The 22,928-nt window shown below is 74.1% G+C and carries 18 protein-coding genes; 6 read left to right on the forward strand and 12 right to left on the reverse strand.

Going from position 1 to position 22,928, the window contains the following annotated elements; genetic code table 11:
- Positions 1-20: 20 nt before the first annotated feature.
- Positions 21-1,070, reverse strand: a complete 1,050-nt coding sequence (locus tag WME85_RS43630) for a hypothetical protein (RefSeq protein ID WP_437830130.1) — start codon at positions 1,068-1,070, stop codon at positions 21-23.
- Between the two features lie 179 nt (positions 1,071-1,249).
- On the opposite strand from WME85_RS43630, the gene WME85_RS43635 reads away from it, so the two are divergent.
- Positions 1,250-2,620 (forward strand): tetratricopeptide repeat protein, encoded by a 1,371-nt coding sequence (locus WME85_RS43635; protein WP_437830131.1) that lies wholly within the window; start codon positions 1,250-1,252, stop codon positions 2,618-2,620.
- A gap of 110 nt (positions 2,621-2,730) precedes the next feature.
- Here the strand turns inward: WME85_RS43635 and WME85_RS43640 are convergent, their stop codons facing one another.
- Complete coding sequence (locus WME85_RS43640) at positions 2,731-3,186, reverse strand: hypothetical protein (protein WP_437830132.1); 456 nt, start codon at positions 3,184-3,186, stop codon at positions 2,731-2,733.
- Between the two features lie 14 nt (positions 3,187-3,200).
- Between WME85_RS43640 and WME85_RS43645 the strand changes: the two genes are divergently transcribed.
- A complete protein-coding gene (locus tag WME85_RS43645) occupies positions 3,201-4,265 on the forward strand; it encodes an endonuclease/exonuclease/phosphatase family protein (RefSeq protein WP_437830133.1) in 1,065 nt (354 codons plus the stop codon).
- An 18-nt stretch (positions 4,266-4,283) separates the two neighbouring features.
- On the opposite strand, the gene WME85_RS43650 is transcribed toward WME85_RS43645, so the two are convergent.
- The gene (locus WME85_RS43650; RefSeq protein ID WP_437830134.1) at positions 4,284-4,997 is read right to left on the reverse strand and encodes a hypothetical protein; all 714 of its coding nucleotides are present in this window, start codon (positions 4,995-4,997) and stop codon (positions 4,284-4,286) included.
- A gap of 195 nt (positions 4,998-5,192) precedes the next feature.
- Positions 5,193-6,230 (reverse strand): polysaccharide deacetylase family protein, encoded by a 1,038-nt coding sequence (locus tag WME85_RS43655; RefSeq protein WP_437830135.1) that lies wholly within the window; start codon positions 6,228-6,230, stop codon positions 5,193-5,195.
- 869 nt (positions 6,231-7,099) lie between these two features.
- On the opposite strand from WME85_RS43655, the gene WME85_RS43660 reads away from it, so the two are divergent.
- On the forward strand, positions 7,100-7,300 hold the full coding sequence (locus WME85_RS43660) for a hypothetical protein (protein ID WP_437830136.1): 201 nt from the start codon (positions 7,100-7,102) through the stop codon (positions 7,298-7,300).
- Here the strand turns inward: WME85_RS43660 and WME85_RS43665 are convergent.
- A complete protein-coding gene (locus WME85_RS43665) occupies positions 7,266-7,997 on the reverse strand; it encodes a ComF family protein (RefSeq protein ID WP_437830137.1) in 732 nt (243 codons plus the stop codon). The genes WME85_RS43660 and WME85_RS43665 overlap by 35 nt on opposite strands.
- 152 nt (positions 7,998-8,149) lie before the next feature.
- Between WME85_RS43665 and WME85_RS43670 the strand changes: the two genes are divergently transcribed.
- The 3 genes from WME85_RS43670 to WME85_RS43680 all read left to right on the forward strand — a co-directional run bounded on the left by WME85_RS43670 (position 8,150) and on the right by WME85_RS43680 (position 13,591).
- On the forward strand, positions 8,150-11,092 hold the full coding sequence (locus WME85_RS43670) for a GYF domain-containing protein (RefSeq protein WP_437830138.1): 2,943 nt from the start codon (positions 8,150-8,152) through the stop codon (positions 11,090-11,092).
- A complete protein-coding gene (locus WME85_RS43675; protein ID WP_437830139.1) occupies positions 11,089-11,937 on the forward strand; it encodes a hypothetical protein in 849 nt (282 codons plus the stop codon). Before WME85_RS43670 ends, WME85_RS43675 begins: the two co-directional genes overlap by 4 nt.
- Positions 11,938-12,121: 184 nt before the next feature.
- Complete coding sequence (locus tag WME85_RS43680; RefSeq protein WP_437830140.1) at positions 12,122-13,591, forward strand: alginate export family protein; 1,470 nt, start codon at positions 12,122-12,124, stop codon at positions 13,589-13,591.
- Positions 13,592-13,777: 186 nt separating this feature from the next.
- Here WME85_RS43680 and ftsH read toward each other — a convergent pair whose 3' ends face one another.
- From ftsH to mnmA, 7 genes are all read right to left on the reverse strand, one after another.
- Positions 13,778-15,724: an ATP-dependent zinc metalloprotease FtsH gene (gene ftsH / locus WME85_RS43685; protein WP_437830141.1), complete on the reverse strand. Its 1,947-nt coding sequence runs from the start codon at positions 15,722-15,724 to the stop codon at positions 13,778-13,780.
- 179 nt (positions 15,725-15,903) lie between these two features.
- A complete protein-coding gene (tilS, locus tag WME85_RS43690; RefSeq protein WP_437830142.1) occupies positions 15,904-16,890 on the reverse strand; it encodes a tRNA lysidine(34) synthetase TilS in 987 nt (328 codons plus the stop codon).
- Positions 16,887-17,144, reverse strand: coding sequence for a hypothetical protein (locus WME85_RS43695; RefSeq protein ID WP_437830143.1), 258 nt, complete (start codon positions 17,142-17,144; stop codon positions 16,887-16,889). The genes tilS and WME85_RS43695 overlap by 4 nt, the downstream gene beginning before the upstream one ends.
- Before the next feature lie 77 nt (positions 17,145-17,221).
- Positions 17,222-18,619, reverse strand: coding sequence for a class I SAM-dependent RNA methyltransferase (locus WME85_RS43700; RefSeq protein WP_437830144.1), 1,398 nt, complete (start codon positions 18,617-18,619; stop codon positions 17,222-17,224).
- A 52-nt stretch (positions 18,620-18,671) separates the two neighbouring features.
- A complete protein-coding gene (locus WME85_RS43705; RefSeq protein WP_437830145.1) occupies positions 18,672-20,897 on the reverse strand; it encodes a serine/threonine protein kinase in 2,226 nt (741 codons plus the stop codon).
- Positions 20,898-21,087: 190 nt separating this feature from the next.
- A complete protein-coding gene (locus WME85_RS43710) occupies positions 21,088-21,741 on the reverse strand; it encodes a hypothetical protein (RefSeq protein WP_437830146.1) in 654 nt (217 codons plus the stop codon).
- Positions 21,738-22,895 (reverse strand): tRNA 2-thiouridine(34) synthase MnmA, encoded by a 1,158-nt coding sequence (gene mnmA / locus WME85_RS43715; protein WP_437304998.1) that lies wholly within the window; start codon positions 22,893-22,895, stop codon positions 21,738-21,740. The genes WME85_RS43710 and mnmA overlap by 4 nt, the downstream gene beginning before the upstream one ends.
- Between the last annotated feature and the right edge of the window lie 33 nt (positions 22,896-22,928).

The raw sequence follows: 22,928 nt of genomic DNA on the forward strand, positions 1-22,928 counted from the left end.
CGCGGCGCCGCGCAGGCCGGTCACCGCGCCGCGCAGCGCTTCGCGCACACGCCGCCCGCGCCGCCAGCGACGCCAGCGACCGCCGCGCGCCCGTCCGGGCGAACGCAGGCGGCGCGGCACTCGGCGTCGCGCGCGCAGGCCTCGCCCTCGGCCTTCGGCGCTGCGCAGCGCCCGTCGACGCAGCGCGCGGCGGTCGCTGGCGGCGCGCAGAGCCCGCCCAGGCAGGCGGCGCCGATCGGGGGGAGCGGCGCCTCGCTGCAGCGCGCGTCGACGCAGCGGCGGCCCCGCCCGCACGCGGCGTGGGCCTCGCAGCGGCCGCCGAGCGGGACGTCGTCCGCGCACGCGCGCCCGGCGCAGTGGCCACCGCACTCGGGGTGCGCGTCCGCGTAGCGCGACTGGCGGGTGACCGCGGCCAGCGCGTCGACGGAGAGGCCGCAGGGGCCCGCGGCGCGCGGGGGGCGGCAGGACCCCGCGTCGGTGGGGCCGGCGCCCTCGCAGCGCAGCCCGTCCACGCACTCTAGCGACGAGCGGCACCGCGCCCCCTCGCCGAGCGCGCCCCGCACGATCCCCTCGCACGCCGGCGGGACCGGGGCGGCGAGCGGGGAGACCCAGTCGCAGCCCTCGAGCGACCGATCCATCGCCTCGACGCAGCGGCTGACCTCGTCGGACGACAGCGTCACCGCCCCCGCGCGTAGCGCGAAGCTCAGCGAGCGCGCGCACTCCGCGGCGGCGTGGAAGCCGGCGCCGCCGCCGCAGCACGCGGCCTTGCGCCGCGCGGGCAGCGCGTGCAGCGCCTCGCAGAGCCGGGCCGCGAGCGGCTCCGGCGCGCCGTGGGCCCTCGGATAGACGGGGGCGACCTCGTCGCCGGCGGCGCCGTCGGCGGGCGACGCCGGCGAGGACGCCGCGCTCGCGCCGGCGTCCCCGGTGGACAGCGCGTTCGCGCCGGACGTCGCGGCCGCGCCGGCGTCCGGCGCGCTCCGCTGCGCGCGCGAGCACGCGGCGCCGAGCTGCATGACCAGCGCCGCGGCGCAGAGCCGCCGCAGGCGGTCGCCATCCGTCGAGACAGGCAATGCGATCTCCTCCGCGCTGCGCGCTGACGATCGATCGAGCGATGCGCTGGAGCGGCGAGCTTGCCGGCGCAGACCGACGCGGCAAGCTCTTTCGCGATCGGATCGAGCACGCGACGCCCCGGCGAGCGGCGCGGCTCGCCCCGGGCGGAGATCCTACGCGCCAGGAGGTCAGCGCTCCGATGCTGCGACGAACGGGTTGCCTCTTCGCCTGCGCTGCCCTGAGCGGAAGCCTCGGCTGCACCGAGCGATCGCGCGCCGACGCCGGACCAGCCGCGCCCGCGCCAGCCGCGCCCGCGCCTGCTGCGCGCGCCGCCGACGCGCCGGCGCCCCCGGGCCTCGAGGCGGCGCGCCGGCTCGCGCTCGCCGCCCCGGCGGGCGCGAGCCCGATCGATCGCGAGATCGAGGCGCTGTCGCGGCGGCTCGAGGGGGCGCCCCGCGGCGCCGATCTGTGGAGCGCGCTGGGCCACGCCTGGATCAGAAAGGCGCGCGCCTCGGGCGACCCGTCGCTCTACAACCGCGCGGGCGCGTGCGCGGAGCTCGCGCTGGCGGGGGACGATCGCGCGTCGCTCAACCTGCGCGGCCTCGTGCTGCTCCACGACGGCAGGTTCGCCGAGGCGCGCGACGCTGCCGAGCAGGTCCTCGCGCGGGACGAGGGCGACGCGCTCGCGCTCGGGACGCTCAGCGACGCGGCGCTGGAGCTCGGCCTCTTCGAGGTGGCGGCCCGGGCGGCGCAGCGGATGGTCGACCAGCGGCCCGGCCTGCCGTCGTACGCGCGGGCGGCGCACCTGCGCTGGCTCCAGGGGGACGCGGCGACCGCGAAGCGGATCATCCGCCTCGCGATCGACGCAGGCGACCCGCGCGAGCCCGAGGCGCTCGCGTGGACGCTGTCCCAGGCGGCGGCGATGCTCTGGCACGAGGGCGACAACGAGGCCGCGGACCGGGTCTTCGCGCGGGCGCTCGCCGTGCAGGGCGAGTACCCGCCGGCGCTCGCTGGCCGGGCGCGCGTCGCGCTGGCCCGCGGCGCGTGGGGGCGCGCGGTCGAGCTCCTCGAGCGAGCCCACCGGCAGAGCCCGGACGCGACCACCGCGTGGCTGCTCGGCGACGCCAGGACGGCCGCGGGCGATCACGCAGGCGCGGCCGAGGCGTACGCCCGCGCGGTCGACGCGGGACGTCGGTCGGATCGCCGGACGCTCGCGCTCTATTACGCGACCAAGGGCCTGGAGCGCGAGGAGGCCCTGCGGCTCGCCGCCGCGGAGCGCGGCCTCCGCGCCGACATCTACACCGAGGACGCCCACGCCTGGGCGCTGTACCGCGCCGGCAAGCTGCCCGAAGCGCGCGCCGCGAGCGACGGGGCGCTCTCGCTAGGCACCCGGGACGCGCGCCTGCTCTACCACGCGGGGGCGATCCGGATCGCGCTGGGAGACCTGGAGGAGGGGGAGCGGCTCGTCCGGACAGCGCTCGCTCTGAACCCCGTGTTCGACATGACAGGAGCCGCCGAGGCCGAGCAGCTGCTCGCCCGGCGCAAGCTCCGCCCCGGCTCGGCTCGCTGACGGGCATCGCGAGGAGAGGTCCGCGACGTGATTCATGGCTGAGCTCGCGAGTCGGGCCGGCACGGCCTGCCTCATGGCTGAGCTCGCGAGTCGGGCCGACACGGCCTGGACTAGGTGTCGTATTTCACCTTCGACGGGACCACCAGCGGGGGAGGAGCGATCGCGGGCTGCGATGGCGCGGGAGCGGGCTCGTCGGCGGGGTCAGCGCCCGGCTGGCTCTTGGGTGGCTGGCCGTGGAGCTCCCGGAGCCGGGCGGGCGCGGGCTCGATGGCCGTGGGGGCCTCTTCTAGTGCCTCCGCGGTCGCGACAGGGGGCACGCTCACCGCGGGCGGCGGTGGGACGAACATCCGCGGCACCCGGATGGAGCGGGCGATCGACGCGACCTCCGGGAAGCTCGTGGCCATCCGCTCGACAAACGCCGCACGGGCCGCATCATCGGGGGCGCTCGCCGAGGCCTTCGCGACGCGCAGCGCCGACCAGAGCTCGTAGTACCAGGCGGAGAGGGAGGCATGCGCTTCCAGCAGGTCACGAATGGTATCCTCGGAAACGATGATGTTCTTGCCCATGGGCGAGAGGATACATGACCGAGCGGCGCCTCCCACCTGGTTCGAACGGCTCAACACCCGAGGATACGGCACCGGAACGCGCCTCCACGAGCGCGGCGCCAGGCGGTCGCGGAGGCGGCGAGCCGCCGGACGACGGCGCCACGCCGCTCAGGATCATCACCTATAACGTCCGCTACTTCGGGCACGGCACGCGGGGCATCGCCTCGACCAGCGCCGCGATCACCCGCATCGCGACGACGCTGGCGCGGCTGTCGCCGCTGCCCGATCTCGTGTGCCTCCAGGAGGTAGAGACGCAGTCGCTGCGCTCCTCGACGATGAACCCGCGGTGGCATCCGGAGGAGACGCAGCTCGATCGCCTGATGACCGAGCTGCACGCGGCGCTGGCGCAGCGGGAGCGGCCCGAGCGCTACGTCGCCTATTACTTCCCCGCGCACACCTACCGGCTCACGTCGCGGACGAACATCTACACGACCGGGCTCGCGGTGATCGCGCGCGACACGTTCCGCATCGGGCACCACAACGCGGAGCGCCCGCACGACATCACCCACCGGCGGAGGGTCAAGAGCCTGAAGCAGACGCGCATCTGCGCGCACGTGTCGTTCGAGCACGAGAGCGGGCAGAGCTTCGATGTGTTCAACACGCACCTCAGCCTGCCGAGCGTCTTCTCGCGGGAGTTCTGGACCGGCGAGGCGCGGATGGGGTTCGGGCCGAATCAGCTCGAGGAGGCGAGGGTGCTCGCCGATTTCGTCCGGCGCGAGCGGCGGAGCGACAACTTCGTCGTGGTCGGCGATTTCAACTCGCTGCCGGGCTCGCCGGTCGACCGCTTCCTGCGCGAGGAGATCGGCTTCGTGGACGCGTTCGCCAAGGTCCGCTGCCTCTCCGAGAGCGAGGCGCGCGCCTTCCCCACGGCCGGCTTCATGAACCTGCGCATGCACCTCGACCACGTGTACTCGTCCGAGCGCCTCCAGTGGCTGGACTTCGCGGGCACGCAACCGTTCGGGCACAGGGGCGATTTCGCCGGGCTGTCCGACCACGTTCCCTTGATCGCGCGCTGCCGCCTGCCGGGCGACCGCGGCTGATCGTCGCGCGGCGCGCGCTCACCCCGGCAGCCAGAGCAGGTCGTCCATGATGGGCTCGAGGCACGCGGAGATCTGAGGCCCGAGATCGCCGCCGCACGCGAGCTTGCCGAAGCAAGCGCGGACCTCCTGCCGGCCGCGGTTGTTCATCGCGCCGATCGCCCGCTCGAGCTGCGGACCGAGCCCGTCCTCCAGGCTCTGCCGGCAGGTGTCATAGTCGAGGTCTCCGCACCCCGCGAGGCGACCGCAGAGGACGGCCATGAACGGGGCGAGATCGGACCGGGGGAGCGTCGTGGCGGTCATCGCCTCGGAGCCGCAGCGGCTCACCTCCGCTGCGTAGCCCGCGGTGAAGGGGTCGCCCTCGAACTGCCGCAGCGCTGCCAGCGAGCACTCCGAGGTCTCGCGGAGCATCCTCGGCGAGGCCATCGTCGTCATCCGGGTGCACTCCTCGAACTTCGGCCAGCCCCTCGCCTGCTCGGTGGCGCGCTCGTAGAGCTCCTCGAGGTACACGCACCACGCGCGCTGGGCCTCGCGCTGCTCGCGCTGCTCGAGGGTGGCCTTCGACGCGCTCCGCCCATCGCGCGCCTCCGGCGCGGGCCGCGCGGGCGCCTGCGCCGAAGCCGCGCGCGGCGGCGAGCCGCCACATCCCGCGGCGAGGGCCGCGGCGAGCAGCGAGGCCGCGCCGAGCACGGCGGCGGCGGCGCGGAAGCTGGGACCAAGGATCGTGCCTTTCACGAGAGCCTCCCTTCGTCGAACAGGCTGCGAAGCAGCTTTTCTGGCCCTTCAAGGCCATGCGCGTGCAGAACCGGCCCAGCGATGGTGCGCGTGCACAGCCCAGGCCACGCGCGCCGGTCGAGGCGCTGCCGAGCGAGCGGCGGCGCTGCCGTGACCGGCGCGCGGGGCGGTCCGCGCCGCGCGGGCGCTGGCCGGTCAGCGGCCAGCGCGTGAGCCAGGCCGCTGACCGATGAGCAGCTTGAGCTTGAAGAGCGCGCCGATCTGCCCGCGGTCCATGGCGACGCGCGGGAAGTTCAGGGGATCGAAGGACGAGAGCATGCAAAGGCCGGAGTTGTTGGTGAAGCCGAGCTCGAAGCCGGCCTCCCTGACGGCGCGATGGAACGCGCCGCACAGGCTGTATCCGACGGGGTACGCGACGGCGTGCACGGCCTCGTTCAGGGCCTCGGAGAGCACGCGGCGGGAGCGCGCGAGATCGCGCGTGGCCTCGTCGGGTGACAGCGTCTGGAGGACGCGGTGGCGGTGCGAGTGCGACTGCACGTCCATGCCCGCCCGCCGCAGGGCCGCGATCTGCTTCCAGCCCATGATCGTCCTGGCCGCGAGCGCGCGCTCCTCGCAGCGGTCGAGCGACACCCCCGTGCGGCGCTCGATCTCGTCCCACAGGCGGTCGATGTCCAGGCCAGAGGTGCGCTTGATGGCCTGGCAGACGCGCGTCGCCGCCGCGATCGGGTCGCGCAGCGGCTCGAGCACGAGCGTCGCGGGGTAGGCGATCTCGACGCGCGCTCGCCGGCACCGGTGCATGAGGAGCGCGACGCGATCCCACCAGTAGAGGCGCCCGCTGTCGGGGTACTCGGTGGCGATGAAGAACGTGGCCGTGACCCCGGCGCGCTCCAGGAGGGGCAACGCGACGTCGTGGTTGTCCTGGTAGCCGTCATCGAACGCGACCATGACGGGGTTCGGCGGGAGCTTCCGTCCCTTCGCGAGGAGCCGCACGTCCCGGAGCGAGACGACCGTGCAGTGCGTCTTGATGACCGCGAGTTGCTCCTCGAACTCGCGCGCGCTCACCTCGGCGACCCCGGGATCGAGCTCGGCCACGTCGGAAGGCTCCGCGATGCGGTGGTAGGTGAACACGGAGAGCACGGGCAGCCGGAGCTTCGCGCGCAACCACAGGAAGCGGTCCAGGAGCCCGAGGGTGTCGAGCACCCCGGCGGCCAGCGCTCGACGGCCGAGCGGCATTTCCCTGCGAACCCACGTCAGTGGATGTGCGACGACGTACACGAATGTATTCCAGCATACAATCAACGTGTGCGCTTGCTCCGGGGAGCGGATCCGACGGGAACGCGTGGGTGGGCCGCCGGGCGGGAGAGTTCGCTTCGGCAGGGGACGGTCCCGCTACACTGGCGCCGATGTTCTCGACGGACGCGCCCCAACCTGGGTCGACGGACGCGCCCCAACCTGGGTCGACGGACGCGCCCCAACCTGGGTCGGCGACGGACGCGCCCCAACCTGGGTCGGCGGGCGCGCCCCAACCTGGGTCGGCGACGGACGCGCCCCAACCTGGGTCGACGGATGCGCCCCAACCTGGGTCGGCGGGCGCGCCCCAACCTGGGTCGACGGATGCGCCCCAACCTGGGTCGGCGGGCGCGCCCCAACCTGGGTCGGTTGAGGGCCATCCGTCGACGCCGCTCTCGCCGCTCGGAACCATCGGGGTTGCGTTGGCGACGGCGGCGGTCGTGTTCGCGCTGGGGGTCCACTCGGTCGAAACAGTCCTGCCCGAAATGGCGGCTCGGAGCCGAACGGCTCCGCCGGCGAATGAGGCTGCGGCTGCTCCCGCGAGCACCACCGCCACGGAGCCGAGGCAAGCGGCCGTCCCCGTGCATACGGCACCCCCATTGTCAGCAAGCACGAGCGACAGCGCCGCACGGCAAGCGCCGCCTCCGCCTCCACCGCCACCAGCCGCCGAGGCCATTCCGCCTCCACCGCCGCCAGCCGCCGAGGCCGTTCCGCCTCCACCGCAGCCGACCGCCGAGGCCCTCCCCCCTCCAGCGCCGCCTCCCGCCCAGGCTGCCGCGAGCGCCGCCCCCACCCTCCGGAGCGGCCATGGCTTGCTCAAGCTCAACGCGCCCCGGGACGCGACCGTCTACGTGACGGGCGTGGCGGTGGGGCCCAGCAATCAGCCCATCGAGGTGCGCTGCGGGCGCTATTTCGTGCGGCTCGGCGAGCCGACACCGAAGGGCACGCGGTGGCTCGCCGAGGGCAGGACCGTCATCATCAAGTGCGGCGCGCTGACGGAGGCGAGCTTCTGAGCTCGTCCGCGCCGCTCTCGGCGGCAGCCACGACGAGGTACGTGACCGACGCCGCCCCCGCGCCGAGGAGCGCGTCACGACACGCCGCGAGCGTGGCGCCCGTGGTCGCCACGTCATCGATCAGCGCGACCCGCCGGCGCTCGACCCGCTCCGGCGCGCGCGCACGGAACGCTCCCGCCACGTTCAGCAGGCGAAGGTCGCGCGAGAGCTGCGCCTGCTGCGCCGTGGAACGGACACGGCGCAAGGCCCGCGGCGCGAACGAGGCGGCAAGTCCGTCAGCGACATGCGCGGCCAGCAACGCCGCCTGGTTGTAGCCGCGCTCGGCGAGACGGCGCGGATGCAGCGGGACCGGAACCACGACGTCGGCGCGCACCCCTGCGTCACGCGCCGCGCAGAGCAGCAACCGACCGAGCGGACGCGCGAGATCCGGACGATCGCTGTACTTGAAGCGCCGGATCCCCTCGGCCAGCGCCCCGGCAAACGGAGCGAACGCGACGAGACCGGCATCGGCGGCCCTGACGCCGATCGCCCCCGGGCGCTCCGTATAAGGCAAGGCGGTCCGCGCGCAGTCAGCGCAAAACACCGCGTCATCCGCGATGGGCTCATCACAGCCAGCGCAGGACGGCGGGCTGAGCGCGCGCCCAGCGGCGGCGGCCAGGGCGCGGACTGCGGCGACGACGACACGGGAAGGACTCATCGGCTACCTGCGCGATCTTCGTCGGGAGTGGACGCACGGTTGCGTGAGCGGACGAAAGAAGATCTCTTTGCAAAGGACGCGCGGTACGATCACCACGTCGTGGATCACGTCTTGAGATTCCGGCGCTCCCGCAGCTGGAGGAGGGGCCCCCGTTGAGCGCGTGGCGATGGACGGATGAGCGCGGCGTCCAGCGGCAGGTGAGCACCGCCGAGCTGCGAAGCGCGCTGGCCTCCGGCGTCATCCCGGGATCCACGCTGGTCTGGCGCCAGGGCATGGCGGCGTGGGCGCCCGCGTCCAGGCAGCCGGAGCTCGCCGACGCCGCCCAGCTCCGGCGAAAGCCAGAGGCGAGCGCCGCTTCACCGGAGAAGCCGGCCGTCGCCAGGGACCCCGCTCGCGAGAGCGGTGTGGAGCTGGATCTCGAGCTCGGTGACGATCTGGGTCCGGCGCCCGCCCGCGGTGGTCAGCGCACCAGCCCAGCGCCAGCGCGCACGTCCGCGGACGACCGGAAGCCCGACGCGCCGGCGAACCGCCCGACGACGCGACCTCACCCTCCGCCCCCGCCGCCGCGCAAGCGCGAGTCCATGAGGACGCTCACGGGGGTCGACGCGCCGGCCAGCGCGCCGGCCAGCGGCCCGAGCGCGCCGATCGTCGTCCCGGCTGCGGGGGGCACGTTCGACGCGGGGGTCGCCCGCGCGATCACGCAGCTGCCCCGCTACGACAGCTCCACGGCGAACGACGAGTCAGCGCCCCTGATCCCCCGCGCGCCGAAGCTCCCGTCGGCGCCGGAAGAACGCGAGGAGACCTCGGCCGATCAGCGCCCGGCCGCAGACGCAGGCACCGCCGCAGGCGACGCGAGCGCCAGCACGGACGACGCGCCTGCAGCGCCGAAGCGGACACCAGGCGCGGCCTCGCCCAGCAGGCCCGGCGCGGCGCCGAGGGCCGCGGGCGCCCTGACGTCGCGCGCCGCGGCGAGGCCGCCCCCGCTGCCACCTCGGCTCTCCGGTCGCGACGCGGCGCCGGTCGGCGCTGCGCCGGGCAACCACGGGCGCGGCGCGGCGGGCGGCGCGGACGAGGGCGCCGGCAGGCCCCCCTCCGCGGTGCCGCCCGCGCCGTCGAGTTCCAGCCGGGGGACGAAGCGACCCCCGTCCCCGACGGGACGCTCGGTGCCGCCACATCCGGTTCCGGTCCGGCTCCCCGCGGTCCCTGCGAAGACCCCTGCAGCCGCGCGCGCGCCCGAAGCGCCGGACCAGGCGGCGGCCGGCGCAAAGCCCCTCCTCCGCCTCGGCGCGCTCCCCGCACCGCCGCCGCGCCCTCCTGCGGAGGCTCCCCGCGCGACGCAGCCCGTGGCACCGCCTCCCCTGCCCCCCTCCGCGCCCTCGTCCGACGCAGCGCCTGGCGCGAGCACCGCCATGGCGCTCGCGTCGACCGGGCCTCGACCCGCGAGCCCCGCAGCGCCCGCCGACGGTCCCCTGCCCGGCGGCGCCGAGGCCGCGGCGACCAGCGACAGCCGGGATGCTTCGACCACCCGCGCGCGCGGCGAGGCCCCGGAGCCCTCCGCCGCAGCGCCCCACGGCGAGACCAGGGAGCTCGCCGCGGCGCCGGTGCCCGACGAGACGAAGCGCTCCCCGTTGCCCGAACCGCCGGCCGGGCGCCGCGAGTACGCGACCATCCCTTCGGTCGGCGTCGGACCGGGCGCGCCGCAGGGGCCCCCGGCGGCGCGCTCGTGGCCAGGCTTGTTGCCCGGGCTCCAGGGCCCGCAGCGCAGCCCGACCGGCGCCGACGTGCCCCCGATGCCGGGCCAGCGGGGCGACCGCAGCTCGGCCACGGGTGCGAGCAACGGCTCGCCAGCGCTCGACCCGCGCGCGCCCTCGGCGCGGCGCGCTGAGCCGCCTCGCGCGGGCGCGCAGAGCTCGCGGGCTCACGGCGGCGGCAAGCCGCTCTCCACCGCGGTGTCCGTGCAGGTCTCCTCGCTCGTCGGCATCGGCGGGGCAGCGGTGCTCATGAGCGTCGTCGCCTTCTTCGCGGGCCGCCACTCCGTCGCGGCGACCCGGAGCGCGCCGGTCGGGACCGCGCGCCCCGCGCTCGCCGCCGCGCAGGACGTCGCGCGCGCGGCCATCCCCGTCCCGCCGAAGCCCTGCTGGGTGGCGCGCCAGCCGCAGCAATGGGCGCCGCTCGTGGCGAAGAGCATCCCCTTCGAGGTCACGGCGACGAAGGGCGGCAAGCTCGCGGTGGGTTACGCCAAGAGCTCCATGGAGGCCGTCGGCCTCGAGATCGATCCGGCGACCGGGGAGCGGAGCGAGCGCTTCTCGAACCGAGAGGCCGCCGACATCGTGAGCATCTCGCCGGCCGAGGACAGCTTCACCGTGCTCACGGCGGCGCAGCAGGCCATTCGCTCGCCGGTCAATGTCCCAGGGCCGAGGCCGTTCGTCGTCGGCCTCGCGGAAGGCTCCGTGGTGGCGGCCGACAACCCCGGGGCCGCGCCCCTGTCGCTATGGCCGGTGCAGGGCGACGAGCCGCTCGAAGCGCCGCGCGCGATCGCGGCCGGGTCCCGCGGCTACGCGGTCGCGTTCCGCCGCGAGAAGGCCGTGTGGGCGGGCTGGCTCGACGCCGAGCGCAAGCCCCTCGGTGACCTCACCAGGATCGCGGGCTCCGGAGGCGCGGTCGGCAAGCCGTCGCTCGGCTGGAACGAGCGCGCTCTCGCGGTCGTCTTCGCGGACCGGCCGGCGGACGGGCGATGGGAGATCCGCGCCGGACAGGCCGCTCCGGGCACCCTCCCTGGCTCCACGCAGGTGATCCCGCTGCCTTCCGGGGGCCCCGGAGGCGACGCGTTCGCGCCGGACATCGCGGGGCTCGCCGACGGGCGCTGGCTCCTCGTGTGGACCGAAGGCCCTCCGGGGAGCCGCGCCATGCGCGCGCAGACGCTGGCCTCCGACCTGTCCCCGATCGGAGACCCGATCGCGCTCTCGCCCCCGGCCGGGAACTTCGGGCAGGGCGTGCTCGGCGTCGTGGCGCGCTCGGGCTACGTGGGCGTGGTGTTCCTCTCGAAGCCCGCCGCGAGCTACGAGCTCTGGGGGGTCATCCTGCAATGTGGATGACGAGGCTCCCGGCTCGCGCAGGCCGGCTCCGCGGCGCCGCGCTCGCGCTGCTGCTCGTCGCGGCGCACGCGCCCCTCTTGGTCGCGTGCGCCGCGCAGGTCTCGCAGCTCGAGCAGGGGCGGGCCCTCCGCACGGGCAAGCAGCCCTACGACGAGTTCTTCGAGGCCGCGCGGGCGCTCCGCGAGCAGTCGCTGAAGGCCGAGGAGCTCGCGGGCGAGGCGCAGGGCGAGCTCGCGCGGGCGCTGGGGCTCGATCCGAGGTCGACCGGCGACGCGACGATCGAGGCGACGCGCGCGCGCGCCGCCAAGCTCCGTGAGGCAGGCGTGGTGCTCCGCGTCGAGCTCGTGCCAGAGGCGCGGCTCGTGAGCGCCCGCGGCGGGCGCGCGCTCGACGCGGAAGACAGGAGCGTCATCGAGGCGGTCGAGGCCTCGCTGAAGGGCTCCCTCGCGGCGTCGAAGCAGCTCGGCGAGCTGTCGCGGCGCGCCGCGGAGCTCGAGGAGCAGCGGGCGTCGCTCGCAGCGACCTCGGACGAGGCCCTGGCGAGCGACCCGCAGCGCCGCGAGGTGAAGCGCGAGCTCGAGTCGGCCGAGCGGGTGCTCGCCGAGGCGGGCGCGGTCGCGGACCGGCACGCCGGCAGGGCGTCGAAGCTCGCGCTCGACCTGGTGCTCGCGTTCGATTCGGGCGCCGCTCCGGCGCGGAGCCGAGCGACGAGCCGACCGTCGCCGAGGCAACCGGCCGGAACCGCGAGGGGGTCGCCGCAGCGCGGGAGCAGCGCCAGGGCCGCGCCGCAGCCGCCGAAGCCGCCGCCCCCGCCGTCGCACGACGGGGACGATTTCGATCCCTGACGCCCGCGCGGCGCGAGGGTTCGCCTAACCAGGCTACGGGTCGGTCGGACAGGAGTGGAGCTCCTTCCCCACTTGTCCGACGAGCGTCGGGACGCCTATCCTCCGCGAGCGTATCCAGGAGCGCGGCCGCCTGAACGCCGCGCGCCTGCCGTTCGACGACCCCGCGCTCCGGCCCTCCCCGCTGATGATCCGATCCCTGTCGTTCGCCTCCATCGCTCTGGGGTCGGCGTTCCTCGCCCCTGCGCTCGCGCCCCGGACGGCGGCGGCGCAGACGTCCCCGCAGTCGGAGGGCGTGCCCGTCGGCGGGTTCACGTTCCGCCCGTCGGTAGAGCTCCGGCTGCGCGGCGAGTTCCGCCGGTACCCGGTCGACACGGGCGGCGACGTCTACAGCTCGAACGCGGTGCTCGCCGAGGGCTTCGGGGGCGCGCTGCCGCCGCTCCTCGACACCGGAAACGTCGTCAGGACCCAGTGGTTCCTCGCGCAGCGCGCGCGCCTCGGGCTGGCCGTCGAGCGCGGGCCCGTCACGGGCGTCGTCACGCTGCAGGACGCGCGGCTCTGGGGGAACGACGACGCGATCTTCGTCGGAGCGGGCGAGCCGGCCCTCCCGGACACGGCGCCCTACGAGGCTTACGTCGATCTGCACACGCGCTCGGGGCGCCGCGCGTTCGTCCGGGTGGGCCGGCAGCGGATCGAGTGGGGGGATGGCCGCCTGATCGGGGCGGACGACGAGACGCTCACCGCGCGCTCGCTCGACGGGGTGCGCGCGGGGGTGCAGCTCGGCAATGTCGACCTCGAGGCGATGGCCGTGCTCCTCGCGGCGCCAGGCGGCGCCCCGCCCGAGGTGGCCGGGACGCGCAAGCCCATCTCCGCCGGCACCGGGACCCAGCTCTACGGACTGAACGCGATCTGGCACGTCGCTCCCCTGCTCCACCTCGAGGCCACGGCGCTCGCGCGCATCGCCCGGGAGCCGCGCCCGAGCTGGATCACGCCCGGGGATACCGTCGTCCTCGACGCGCGCGTCTCCGGCGACCGCCGGGGCTTTCGCTATGCGGTCGAGGGGGCCTACGAGCTCGGCCGTATCGCCACGTTCGCGGACGACCGCCCTCTCGGCGCGTTCGCGGCCGCCGCCCGCGCCGAGCTCGAGACGTCCCTCCCCGCCCACCTCACCTTCAGCGCGCGCGGCGCCTACGCCACCGGCGACGACGGCGCGCTCGAGGTGGGCGCGACGCAGCGCCGCTTCGATCCGATCCTGCCCGACGCGCAGGACAACCACGGCCTCATGGGGCTCTACGCGTGGTCCAACGTGATCGAGGCGGGCGGCGGCGTCCGCGCCTCCCCGTTCGAGGCGATGACCGTCGCCGCCGGCTATGCGTTCGTCGGCCTCGCCTCGCCGCGGGGCAGGTGGGTGACCGCGCGCCTCCTCCCCGTCGGCGCCGCCGAGGACAACGAGAGCCGGACGCTGGGCCACGAGATCGATGCCTCGCTCTCCTTCCAGCCATGGGAGCCGCTGCGCTTCGCCGTCGGCTACGGTCTGTTCCTCTTCGGCGACGGCGCCCAGGCGATCTTCCTGAAGGCGAACCGCGCGAACGAGGACGGCCGACCGGCCGACCTGCAGCACTGGGCGTTCCTGCAGGCGACGCTGCGCGCCCCCTGAGACGAACCGGGGGCGCGCCATGCGCGCGCGTCGCTGCCGTCTGTGGTGGCGCGGCCGCGCCGGTCGCGCGCGTCGCTGCTCCCTGTTGTGGGTGGGGGTTTCGAGGGGGGTCTCACGTGCCGCGCGGTCGCGCGGCACCGGCGCGGGGGCTGCCCGAGGGTCGGGCGCTGCCCCCGCGGCGCTGGATCAGGTGCTCGGGGCGGGCTTCGGGGTGCCGAAGATGCTGGCCGCGCGGCGCTTCTCCTTGGCGGCCCGATCGCGATCGCTGTAGCTCGGGATCACGACGCGCTGGCGCTGCGGGAGCTCGCGGCCCGAGACGATGGCGTCGACCTCCTCGGCGTCCAGCGTCTCGCGCTCGAGGAGCGCCGTGGCGAGCCGCTCGAGGATCTCGCGGTTGTCCGTGAGGAGCCGCCGCGCCTCGCCGTGCGCGTCGAGGATGAACCGCCGCACCTCGTCGTCGATCTGGTTGGCGATCGTCTCCGAGTAGTCGCGGCGCCGGCTCGTGAAATCGCGCCCGAGGAACACGCTCTCCTCGTCCGCGCCGTACGAGATCGGGCCGATGACGTCGCTCATGCCGAACTCGGTCACCATGCGCCGCGCCAGGTTCGACGCCTGCTTGATGTCGTTGCCCGCGCCCGTCGTGAACTGGCCGAACACGATCTCCTCCGCCACGCGGCCGCCCATCAGCACCGAGAGGCGGGCCTTGGCGAACTCGCGCGACATGCTGAGCCGGTCCTCCTTCGGGAGCTGCTGCGTGAGGCCCAGCGCCGGCCCGCGCGGGATGATCGTCACCTTGTGGACCGGATCCGAGAACTTCTCGAGCAGCTTCGCGACCAGCGCGTGCCCGGCCTCATGGTAGGCCGTGGTCCGCTTCTCCTCGTCGCTGATGACCATGCTGCGGCGCTCGGCGCCCATCAGCACCTTGTCCTTGGCCATCTCGAAGTCGACCATCGTGACGACGTCCTTGTCCTGACGCGCCGCGAGCAGAGCCGCCTCGTTGACCAGGTTCTCGATGTCGGCGCCCACGAACCCGGGCGTGCCGCGCGCGAGGATCTCCATGTCGACGTCGGTGCCGAGCGGGACCTTCTTCGTGTGGACCCGGAGGATGCCCTCGCGGCCGCGCACGTCCGGCCGGTTCACGACGATGCGCCGGTCGAAGCGGCCAGGCCGCAGGATCGCGGGGTCGAGGACGTCGGGGCGGTTCGTCGCGGCGACGATGATCACGCCCTCGTTCGACTCGAAGCCGTCCATCTCCACGAGCAGCTGGTTCAGCGTCTGCTCGCGCTCGTCGTGACCGCCGCCGAGGCCCGCGCCGCGGTGGCGGCCGACCGCGTCGATCTCATCGATGAAGATGATGCACGGCGCGTGCTTCTTGCCCTGCTCGAACAGGTCGCGCACCCGGCTCGCGCCGACGCCGACGAACATCTCGACGAAATCCGAGCCGGAGATCGAGAAGAACGGCACGCCCGCCTCGCCGGCGATCGCGCGCGCGAGGAGCGTCTTGCCCGTCCCAGGGGGGCCCATCATGAGCACGCCCTTCGGGATCCGGCCGCCGAGCTTCTGGAACTTCTTCGGGTCCTTGAGGAACGCGATGATCTCCTCGAGCTCGTCCTTCGCCTCGTCGATGCCCGCGACGTCGGCGAACGTCACCTTGTTCTGCGCCTCGCTGAGCAGCCGGGCGCGCGACTTGCCGAAGCTCATCGCCTTGCCGCCGCCGGCCTGGAGCTGACGCATGAACAGATAGAACATCACGAGCAGGAAGATCGTCGGCAGGAGGTACATGATCGCCCCCGGCCAGAACGGCGACGCCTCCTCCTTCTCGAAGTACACGGCGACCTTGTTGTCGACGATCGTCTTCGTGATCTCGTCGGCGTTGTCAGGCCCGATCGTGACCTTCTTGGTCTTCGCTCCGCTCTTCGGGTCCTTGACCCAGAAGGTGTACTCGCGGTCCTTGATCGTGACCGACTCGACGTGCGGATCCTTGTCCTTGGCCTCGACCTGGACCTGGGCCATGAACTCGCTGAATGCGACGGGCGTGGCGGGCGGGCGATCCGGGCTCAAGAACTGCCAGATCGCCAGGAACATCATGATCAGCAGAACCCAGAGCAGCAGCGTCTTGTGCGATTGCTTCACGAGGACCCTCTAAACTCGCGCGGCGAGCCGGCGTGTACCGAAATTGTACGCGTGTTCCAGTCAGCATGCCACCCGTCAGCTCGGTCGTCGACCGCGGGTACTCCCCGCGGTGACACAGCGAAAAACGGGCTCTCGGCCCTCGACTCTCGGACGGGCGCCGCGGGTGGGGGTGCATGCGGTCAGGCCCCGCGACGTGTGGACCTGTCCTCGATAAGCACGCTGGACTCCTCTGGAAAGCCCAGGGCGATCTCTCCGCCGCCGCGAACCCGGACGCGCAGCGGCCGCCCGAGCTTGCGGGCCCGCTCGATCGCGAAGCGCTGCGCCCGACCGAGCGGAATCGACAGCGGATCATCGCCGTTGAGGACGGCCGGATCGCCGTCCGAGGGGCGCTCTCGCCCGGCGACGAGCATGTCCGAGAGCGCGCAGAGGTGCTCGACGATCGCCGGAGACAGGTCCTCGAGGAGCGGGAGCAGCTCGCGGCGGACGCGAACGCGGGTGAAACGGGGGTCCGCGTTGCTGGGATCTTCCGCGAATACAAGCCGGTGTCGGTCGAGGTGGGCGAGGACGTCGGCGCGGCGGGCCTGGAGCAACGGGCGGATGAGCTCGATCTTGGTTGCCGCGCCCGGCGCCTCGCCGGCGAGATCGCGCGAGAGCGGGGCGCGCGGCGGCAGGACGGCCAGCCCCCGCGGGCCCGCGCCCCGCAGCAGGCGCAGCAGCAGCGTCTCGGCCCGGTCGTCGGCGGTGTGGCCGGTCGCGATCGCGCGGGCGCCGTGGGCCGCCGAGGCCGCCGCCAGGGCGGCGAACCGGGCGGCGCGCGCCCTGGCCTGGAGGTTCGCGCCGGGGGCGACGTCCACCCGGGTGGTCGAGAAGGGGACGCCGAGCCGCTCGGCCTGAGCGCGCGCCAGCGAGAGCTCGGCCGCGGCCGCGGCGCGGAGGCCGTGGTCGACGCCGTGCGCGACGACCTCATGGCCGATCCGCCGCCGGAGCAGCGCCAGCACGTGCAGCAGCGCGCTCGAGTCGGGGCCCCCGGAGCAGGCGCAGAGGACCACGTCGCCGCGGGCGAGCAGCCGCTCGTCCCGGATCAGCCGCTCGGCCAGGCGGAGCAGCGACGGGGGGTGCGACCGGCCGCGCCGGGGCGGCGGGAGAGGTCCGGGAGGAGGGCTCATCGCAGCTCGAATGCCTTGCAGAAGATGACCTCGTCGCGATCGTCGAGGGACCGGCTCACGTGCGGCGCGACCGGGTAGCCGAGCGAGCAGCGCGGCGCCCGGCCGGCGGGCGCGGCGTCGCGATCGTCGCCGTCGTCGCCGTCGTCGCGATCGTCAGATTCCGCGGGATCGAACGAGGCGCAGTCGGGGCACGCGAACACGAGACGATAGCGTCGCGCCTCCTCGCGGAGACGATCGTCGAGGTGGTGAATCATCTCCGGCAGCGTAGCGCAAGCCGCCGGCCGGAGGCCCTGCACGGCCCTCCGGTCCGTCCAGGCGCGGCTCGGGCAGCTCAGCGAGCCGACCGACGGGCGCGGGAGAGGCGGACGATCGACTCGATATGGCTGGTCTGAGGAAAGAGCTCGACCGCCTCGATGTCGGTTATCTCGAAGCCGCCGCGGAGGATGCCGCCGAGATCGCGCGCCAGGGTGGCCGGGTCGCACGAGACGTAGACGACGACGCGCGCGCCCGAGGCCGCGATCGCGCGCGCCGCGCCGGGAGCCCCGGCGCGCGGGGGATCCAGCACCACGACGTCGGTGCGCGCCGGGATCGGGTGCTGATCGGCGTCCGCCTCGATCACCTTGCCGGCGAGGCCGCGAGCCGCGAGGTTCTGGCGGAGGCACGCGACGGCCTCGGGCGACAGCTCCACCGCCGTGAACGACGCGAGCCCCGAGGCGCCCGGGACCGCGGCCTCGGCGGCCTCGGCGGCCGCGGCAGGTCGCGGCCCGCCGCGCGCGAGGAGGACGGAGAGCGTCCCGCTCCCGGCGAACAGCTCCACGAGGTGCGGCGGCCGCGTGGAGTCGAGGTGAGCGAGCTCGGCGGCGCGGCGGGCGAGGACGGCGGCGCCCTCCTCGGACGGCTGCCCGAAGCCGCCCGGCGGAAGGAGCAGGGGCGAGCCGTCCGCTCCCAGGATCGTCGGCCGCGGATCTCCGAACGACGCGGCCTCGCGCGCGCCGTCCAGCGTGACGCGGGCGCCGGCCCACGCGCCGCGCGCGGTGCGCTCGTCGAGCAGCTGCCATACGGCCGGCGGGAGCTGGCCGCGCCACAGGATCTCGACCACCGGGCGGCTCGATGCGCCGTGCGAGAGGAGGATGTCCCCCTCCCCCACGGCGCCGCGGAGGAGGCTGGGCAGCTCGCCGGCGAGCGGCGCGATCGCGTCGCCCAGCACCAGGCAGCGGTCGACCGCGACGACGGCGTGGGTCCTCGGCGCGCGGTAGCCGACGCGCACCTCGCCGCGCTCCGCGCGCGCGAAGAGCCGCGCCCGCGAGCGGTACCCGAGCGGCAGGGGCGCCGGATGCACACGGATGGGCGGCAGCTCGGCCTCCGCCAGCGACGTCGCCCGCGCGATGGCTTGCCGGATGATCTGCTCGTGCGCGGCCTGCTGCGCCTCGACGCGGACGTGCATCCAGTCGCAGCCGCCGCAGGCGTCCGCGAACCGACAGGGCGGAGCGACGCGGTCGGCGCTCGGCTCGACGACGCGGAGGAGCCTTCCCCTCGCCGGGCGCGCGCTCCGATCGAGCTCGACCTCGACGAGATCCCCCGGCGCCGTGGCCGGCACAAACACGACCTCACCCGCGAGCCTGCCGATCCCGGCGCCGCCCGCGGCCAGCGCGTCGATGCGCAGCTGCGCTCGCTCGCCGGCGCGGGGCCGCGCCCTGGCACCGCTCGAGCGGCGGTGAACAGCCTTCATCTCGCCATCGTAACGCGCGCAGGCCCGGCTGGCTGGGGTGGACGAGCGCGGTTCAGGAGCTTCGCCGAGAGGAGGGCGAGACCGCCCTCGCGCCCGCCCCCTCGAGCGCCCCCTGCACGCCGGAGTGCAGCTGGCCCGTGGTGGCCGCGCCGCTCGTCGGGGCGGGCGGCGCAGGGAGCACGTCGCCCCCCTGCGCCGGGATGGGCTGCACGGTGTTCGTCTTCATGTAGATCAGCGCGCCGATGCCGATGACGCACAGGGCGGTGAGGGTGATGACGGCGACGAGCACGAGCGTGTTCCTGCTGTTCCCCTTGGACACGGCGTCCTGCGTGGCGGCCCAGATGGCCGCCGGGTCGGGGCGCGGCAGGGAGAGCGCTGTCTCGATCTGCGACTGCGGCGGCTGCGCCGCGGCGGCGGGCGCGAAAGGCTGAGCCTGCCCCAGCGTCGTCGAGGGCGGCGGCGGGAAGGCCGGCGCCGGCGCGACGACAGGGAGCGCAGGCGCCGGGGCATAGCCCTGGCCATTGAACGGAAGCCCATACGGAGCGGCGCCAGGCCCCTGCGGCGGCGCGGGGAAGGCAGGCGCTCGGTTCCCCTGCGCGTGGCGCGAGGGATCGCTCGCGCCGTGCAACGCCGGGGGCGGCGCCTGCGGCGGGAGCGCGAGCGTGGACGCGAGGGGGCTGTCCAGCCCCAGCCCCCGGTCGAGGAGGCGCCCCGGAGGGAGCGGGGCGAGCTCGCCCGTGTCGAGATCGAGCGGCGGCGGGTACTGGGCCGACGTTCGCGGCGGCTGAGGCGTGTTGTGACGGCCCTGCGCGTGCGGCTGGCCCTGGTACAGGGGCGGAAAGCCAGGCCGACCCGCCGAGAGGGCGGGATGGGCCCCGAACTGCGGGGGCGCGGCGGGCGCCCGCTCGGGCGCGATGCCGGCCGCGGGGCGCACCGTCGGGCGCTCGCCGTTCGGGAGCGGTCGCGCCGGCTCGGCGTGCTCGCGCGTCGCGACCGTCGTCGGGACATCCTCGTCGTCGTCCATCAGCGACGAGGCCGACATCTGCCTGTCGGCGGCGTCCCTCGCCGGGGTGCGCCCGACCGGCGCGATCCCGCTCGCCGGGGCGGCGTTGCGCCGCAACACCTGGGGCGGCGTGAGCCGCTGCTGGGGCTCGGGCTCCCGGCCGCGGCTGCGGAGCCCGACGCTGTCCGTGGCCGTGGTCGAGTTGCGCCCGCGCACCTGCTCGACGTTGATGGTGGACGTCACCTCCGCCGCCCACGCGAGGTGGGCCTCGCGCTTCTGGATGCGGTCGGCGAACACCTGCTGCACGAAGTGGGCGACCTCCTCGGAGCCGACGAATACCCCGCTCCTCATCAGGAAGCTCTGCAAGGCCCGGGAGAGCTCGCGCGCTGTCTGGAAGCGATCCTGCCTGTGCTTGGCGAGCGCCTTCATGACGACGCTCTCCAGCTCGACCGGATAGTCGGGCACGATCGTGGACGGCGGCGGGACCACGCAGGCCTGCACCTTCTCGAGGGTGTCGAGATCCGTGTCCATCCGGAACAGGCGCTGGTTCGTCGTGAGCTCCCAGAGGACCACCCCGAGCGCGAACACGTCCGTCGTGCGATCGACGTCGTTGCCGCGCACCTGCTCGGGAGACATGTAGGCCAACTTGCCTTTCAACGTCCCTGCACGGGTGGACGACAGCCGATCGGCCACCTTGGCGATGCCGAAATCGACAACCTTCGTGTAACCGTCGTAGGTCAGGAACAGGTTGTGCGGCGTCACATCGCGGTGCACCAGACCGAGCAGCTGGCCGTTCTTTCCGCGCAGCTCGTGGGCAGCGTGAAGCCCCTCTGCGGCATCGGAGCAGATGCGCGCAGCGAGCTCGGGCGAGATGCGCAGCCGGCGCTCCTCCGCGCGGCGCATCACCTCCCGGAGCGGCTCGCCGTGGAGGTACTCCATGGCGATCCAGTAGGTGTTGTCGTCCTTTCCGAGATCGAACACCTGCGCGACATTGGCGTGGTTGATGCCAGCCGCGATCCGCGCCTCGTCGAGGAACATGTCGACGAACTGATCGTCCTCGACCAGGTGAGGGTGGATCCGCTTGATCGCGACCCACTTTTGAAAGCCGCCCGGGCCATCCATGCGAGCGAGGTGGACGCTCGCCATTCCGCCCACCCCGATCTCGTCGACCACGCGGTAACGGCCCAGGAAGTAGGTCCCCTGCTGCTTCTCGGGCTCCTTCGCGCGCGCTTCAGTCGATGAATTGGTCGACCCGGGGCTTGGAGGTCCGCCCATTCGTGATGCGGGTCGAGGCGGGGGTTGGGGCATGAGCGGTCACTACTTTACCGCGAGTTCGCGGCGCTTTGCCATGTCGTCTCGGGCGACAGACCGGGCAGATGGTCAGCTTCAATCCACTGCGGCGCTGAAGGTTGTTGTCCTGACAGGTAGGACACCGCCAGAGACCCAGGACGGAGTCGCGGCGAGCTCAAGGGAACGGCTGCCCGGGTTGACCCCGCTCGAAGTAGAAACGGAAACCCCCGGTGACCCGTGAGAGAAGCTCCTGTGGGATGGCATCCGCTGGATTGCCGAGGCCGGCGTCGCGCGGGTCGCCGACCCAGATGTCGAACGTCGCGTCCGTGTACTTGTCGACCGCGTCCGTCTCGTTGGGATCGCCGCTGAACAGCGCCTGGAACTTGATGGTCCCGTCCACGGCGTAGAGCATCGTGTTCTGGTTGTGGCACGACCGCTGGAGGTAAAGCGCCATGTGGACGAGCGGAGCGAGCCCGGCCGGCTTCGGCGTCGGCGGGGGCGAGCCCGGCAGCTGGACGCCAGGGGGGAGCCCGACGCTGAGATCGACGTCGAGCTTGTTCACCTGACCGTCGCCGCGGATGAGGTCGACGTCGTCGATGAGGACGGCGAGGCCGTCCGAGATCTCCTGGAGGTCGCTGCCCCGCTGCACCCGGATCTGCAGCGTGGAGCGGTAGGGGACCGCGGCGAAGAAGTCGGGGCGCATGTCGTAGCTGTCGTCCCAGCAGTTCGCGGCGCGCAGCCGTGAGCTGTAGACCTCGCCCTCGCCCTGCCCGAGCGAGCAGCCCAGCGAGGAGGCGCAGACGAGCGACGCGAGCAGGTAGGCCCTCACGACAGCACCTCCGAGCGAAGGGCGGCCTGGATGCGGCCGCCGCCGAGCACGCGGTCGCCCCGGTAGACGACCGCCATCTGACCGGGGGAGACCGCCCGGACCGGGCTGGCGAAGCGCGCGACGAAGCGCTCCGCGCCCGTCGCAGGGTCGCGCCGCCGCTCGATCACGCCGGGCGCCGCCTCGTGCCGGGCGCGCACCCGCACCTCGGCGTCCAGCGGGAACACCGCGTCGTCGCACCACACGGCGTCGGTGATCTCGGCGCCGGTCGCGTAGAGATCGGCCTCGTCGCCGAGGCGCACCGCGCCGGACGCCGCGTCGAGGCCCACGACGAACGCAGGGCGGCCGAGCGAGACGCCGATGCCCTTGCGCTGGCCCACCGTGAAGCCGTGCACCCCGCCGTGCGACCCGACCACGCGGCCGTCCCGATCGACGATCGGGCCAGGCCGCAGCCGGTCCGCAGCGCGCTCGGCCACGAACGGCGCGTAGCGGCCGGAGGGGATGAAGCAGAGCTCCTGGCTCTCCCCCTTCTCGGCGCCCGGGAGCCCGCGGGCGATCGCCTCGGCGCGCACCTCGTCCTTGGTCGAGTCGCCGAGCGGGAAAAGGAGCCGCGACAGCTCGTCCGACCGGAGCATATGCAGGAAATAGCTCTGATCCTTGTGCCGATCGCGGCCGCGGTAGAGGCGGGCGGCGCCCTCCTCCACGACCACCCGCGCGTAATGGCCCGTCGCGACCCACGAGACGCCGAGCCGCTCCGCGAGCGGGAACAGCTCCCGGAGCTTGACCGAGCGGTTGCAGGCCACGCACGGGCTCGGCGTCTCGCCCGCGAGGTAGGCGTCGACGAAGGGATCGACGACGTGCTCGCGGAACAGGGCGCGGCGGTCGAACGTGTAGTGCGGGATCCCGAGGTGGTCGGCGACCCTGCGGGCGTCGTGCTGATCCTCGGGCGCGCAGCAGCGGCTCTTGACGCTGCCGTCGTCGGGGTAGTCCCAGAGGTGCAGCGTCACGCCGACGACATCGTAGCCAGCGTCGCAGAGGCGCGCCGCGGCGACCGAGGAGTCGACTCCGCCGCTCATCGCGATGAAGACGCGAGCCCCCGGGGAGGCCCGCTCGCCGGGCCGCACCGTGCCGTCGGCCTCTCGGACAGGACTTGCCATTTCCGTTCTTATAGCGTGAATCCCTCGCCGCGG

Source organism: Sorangium sp. So ce1153, assembly GCF_051521595.1.
Taxonomy (GTDB): domain Bacteria; phylum Myxococcota_A; class Polyangia; order Polyangiales; family Polyangiaceae; genus Sorangium.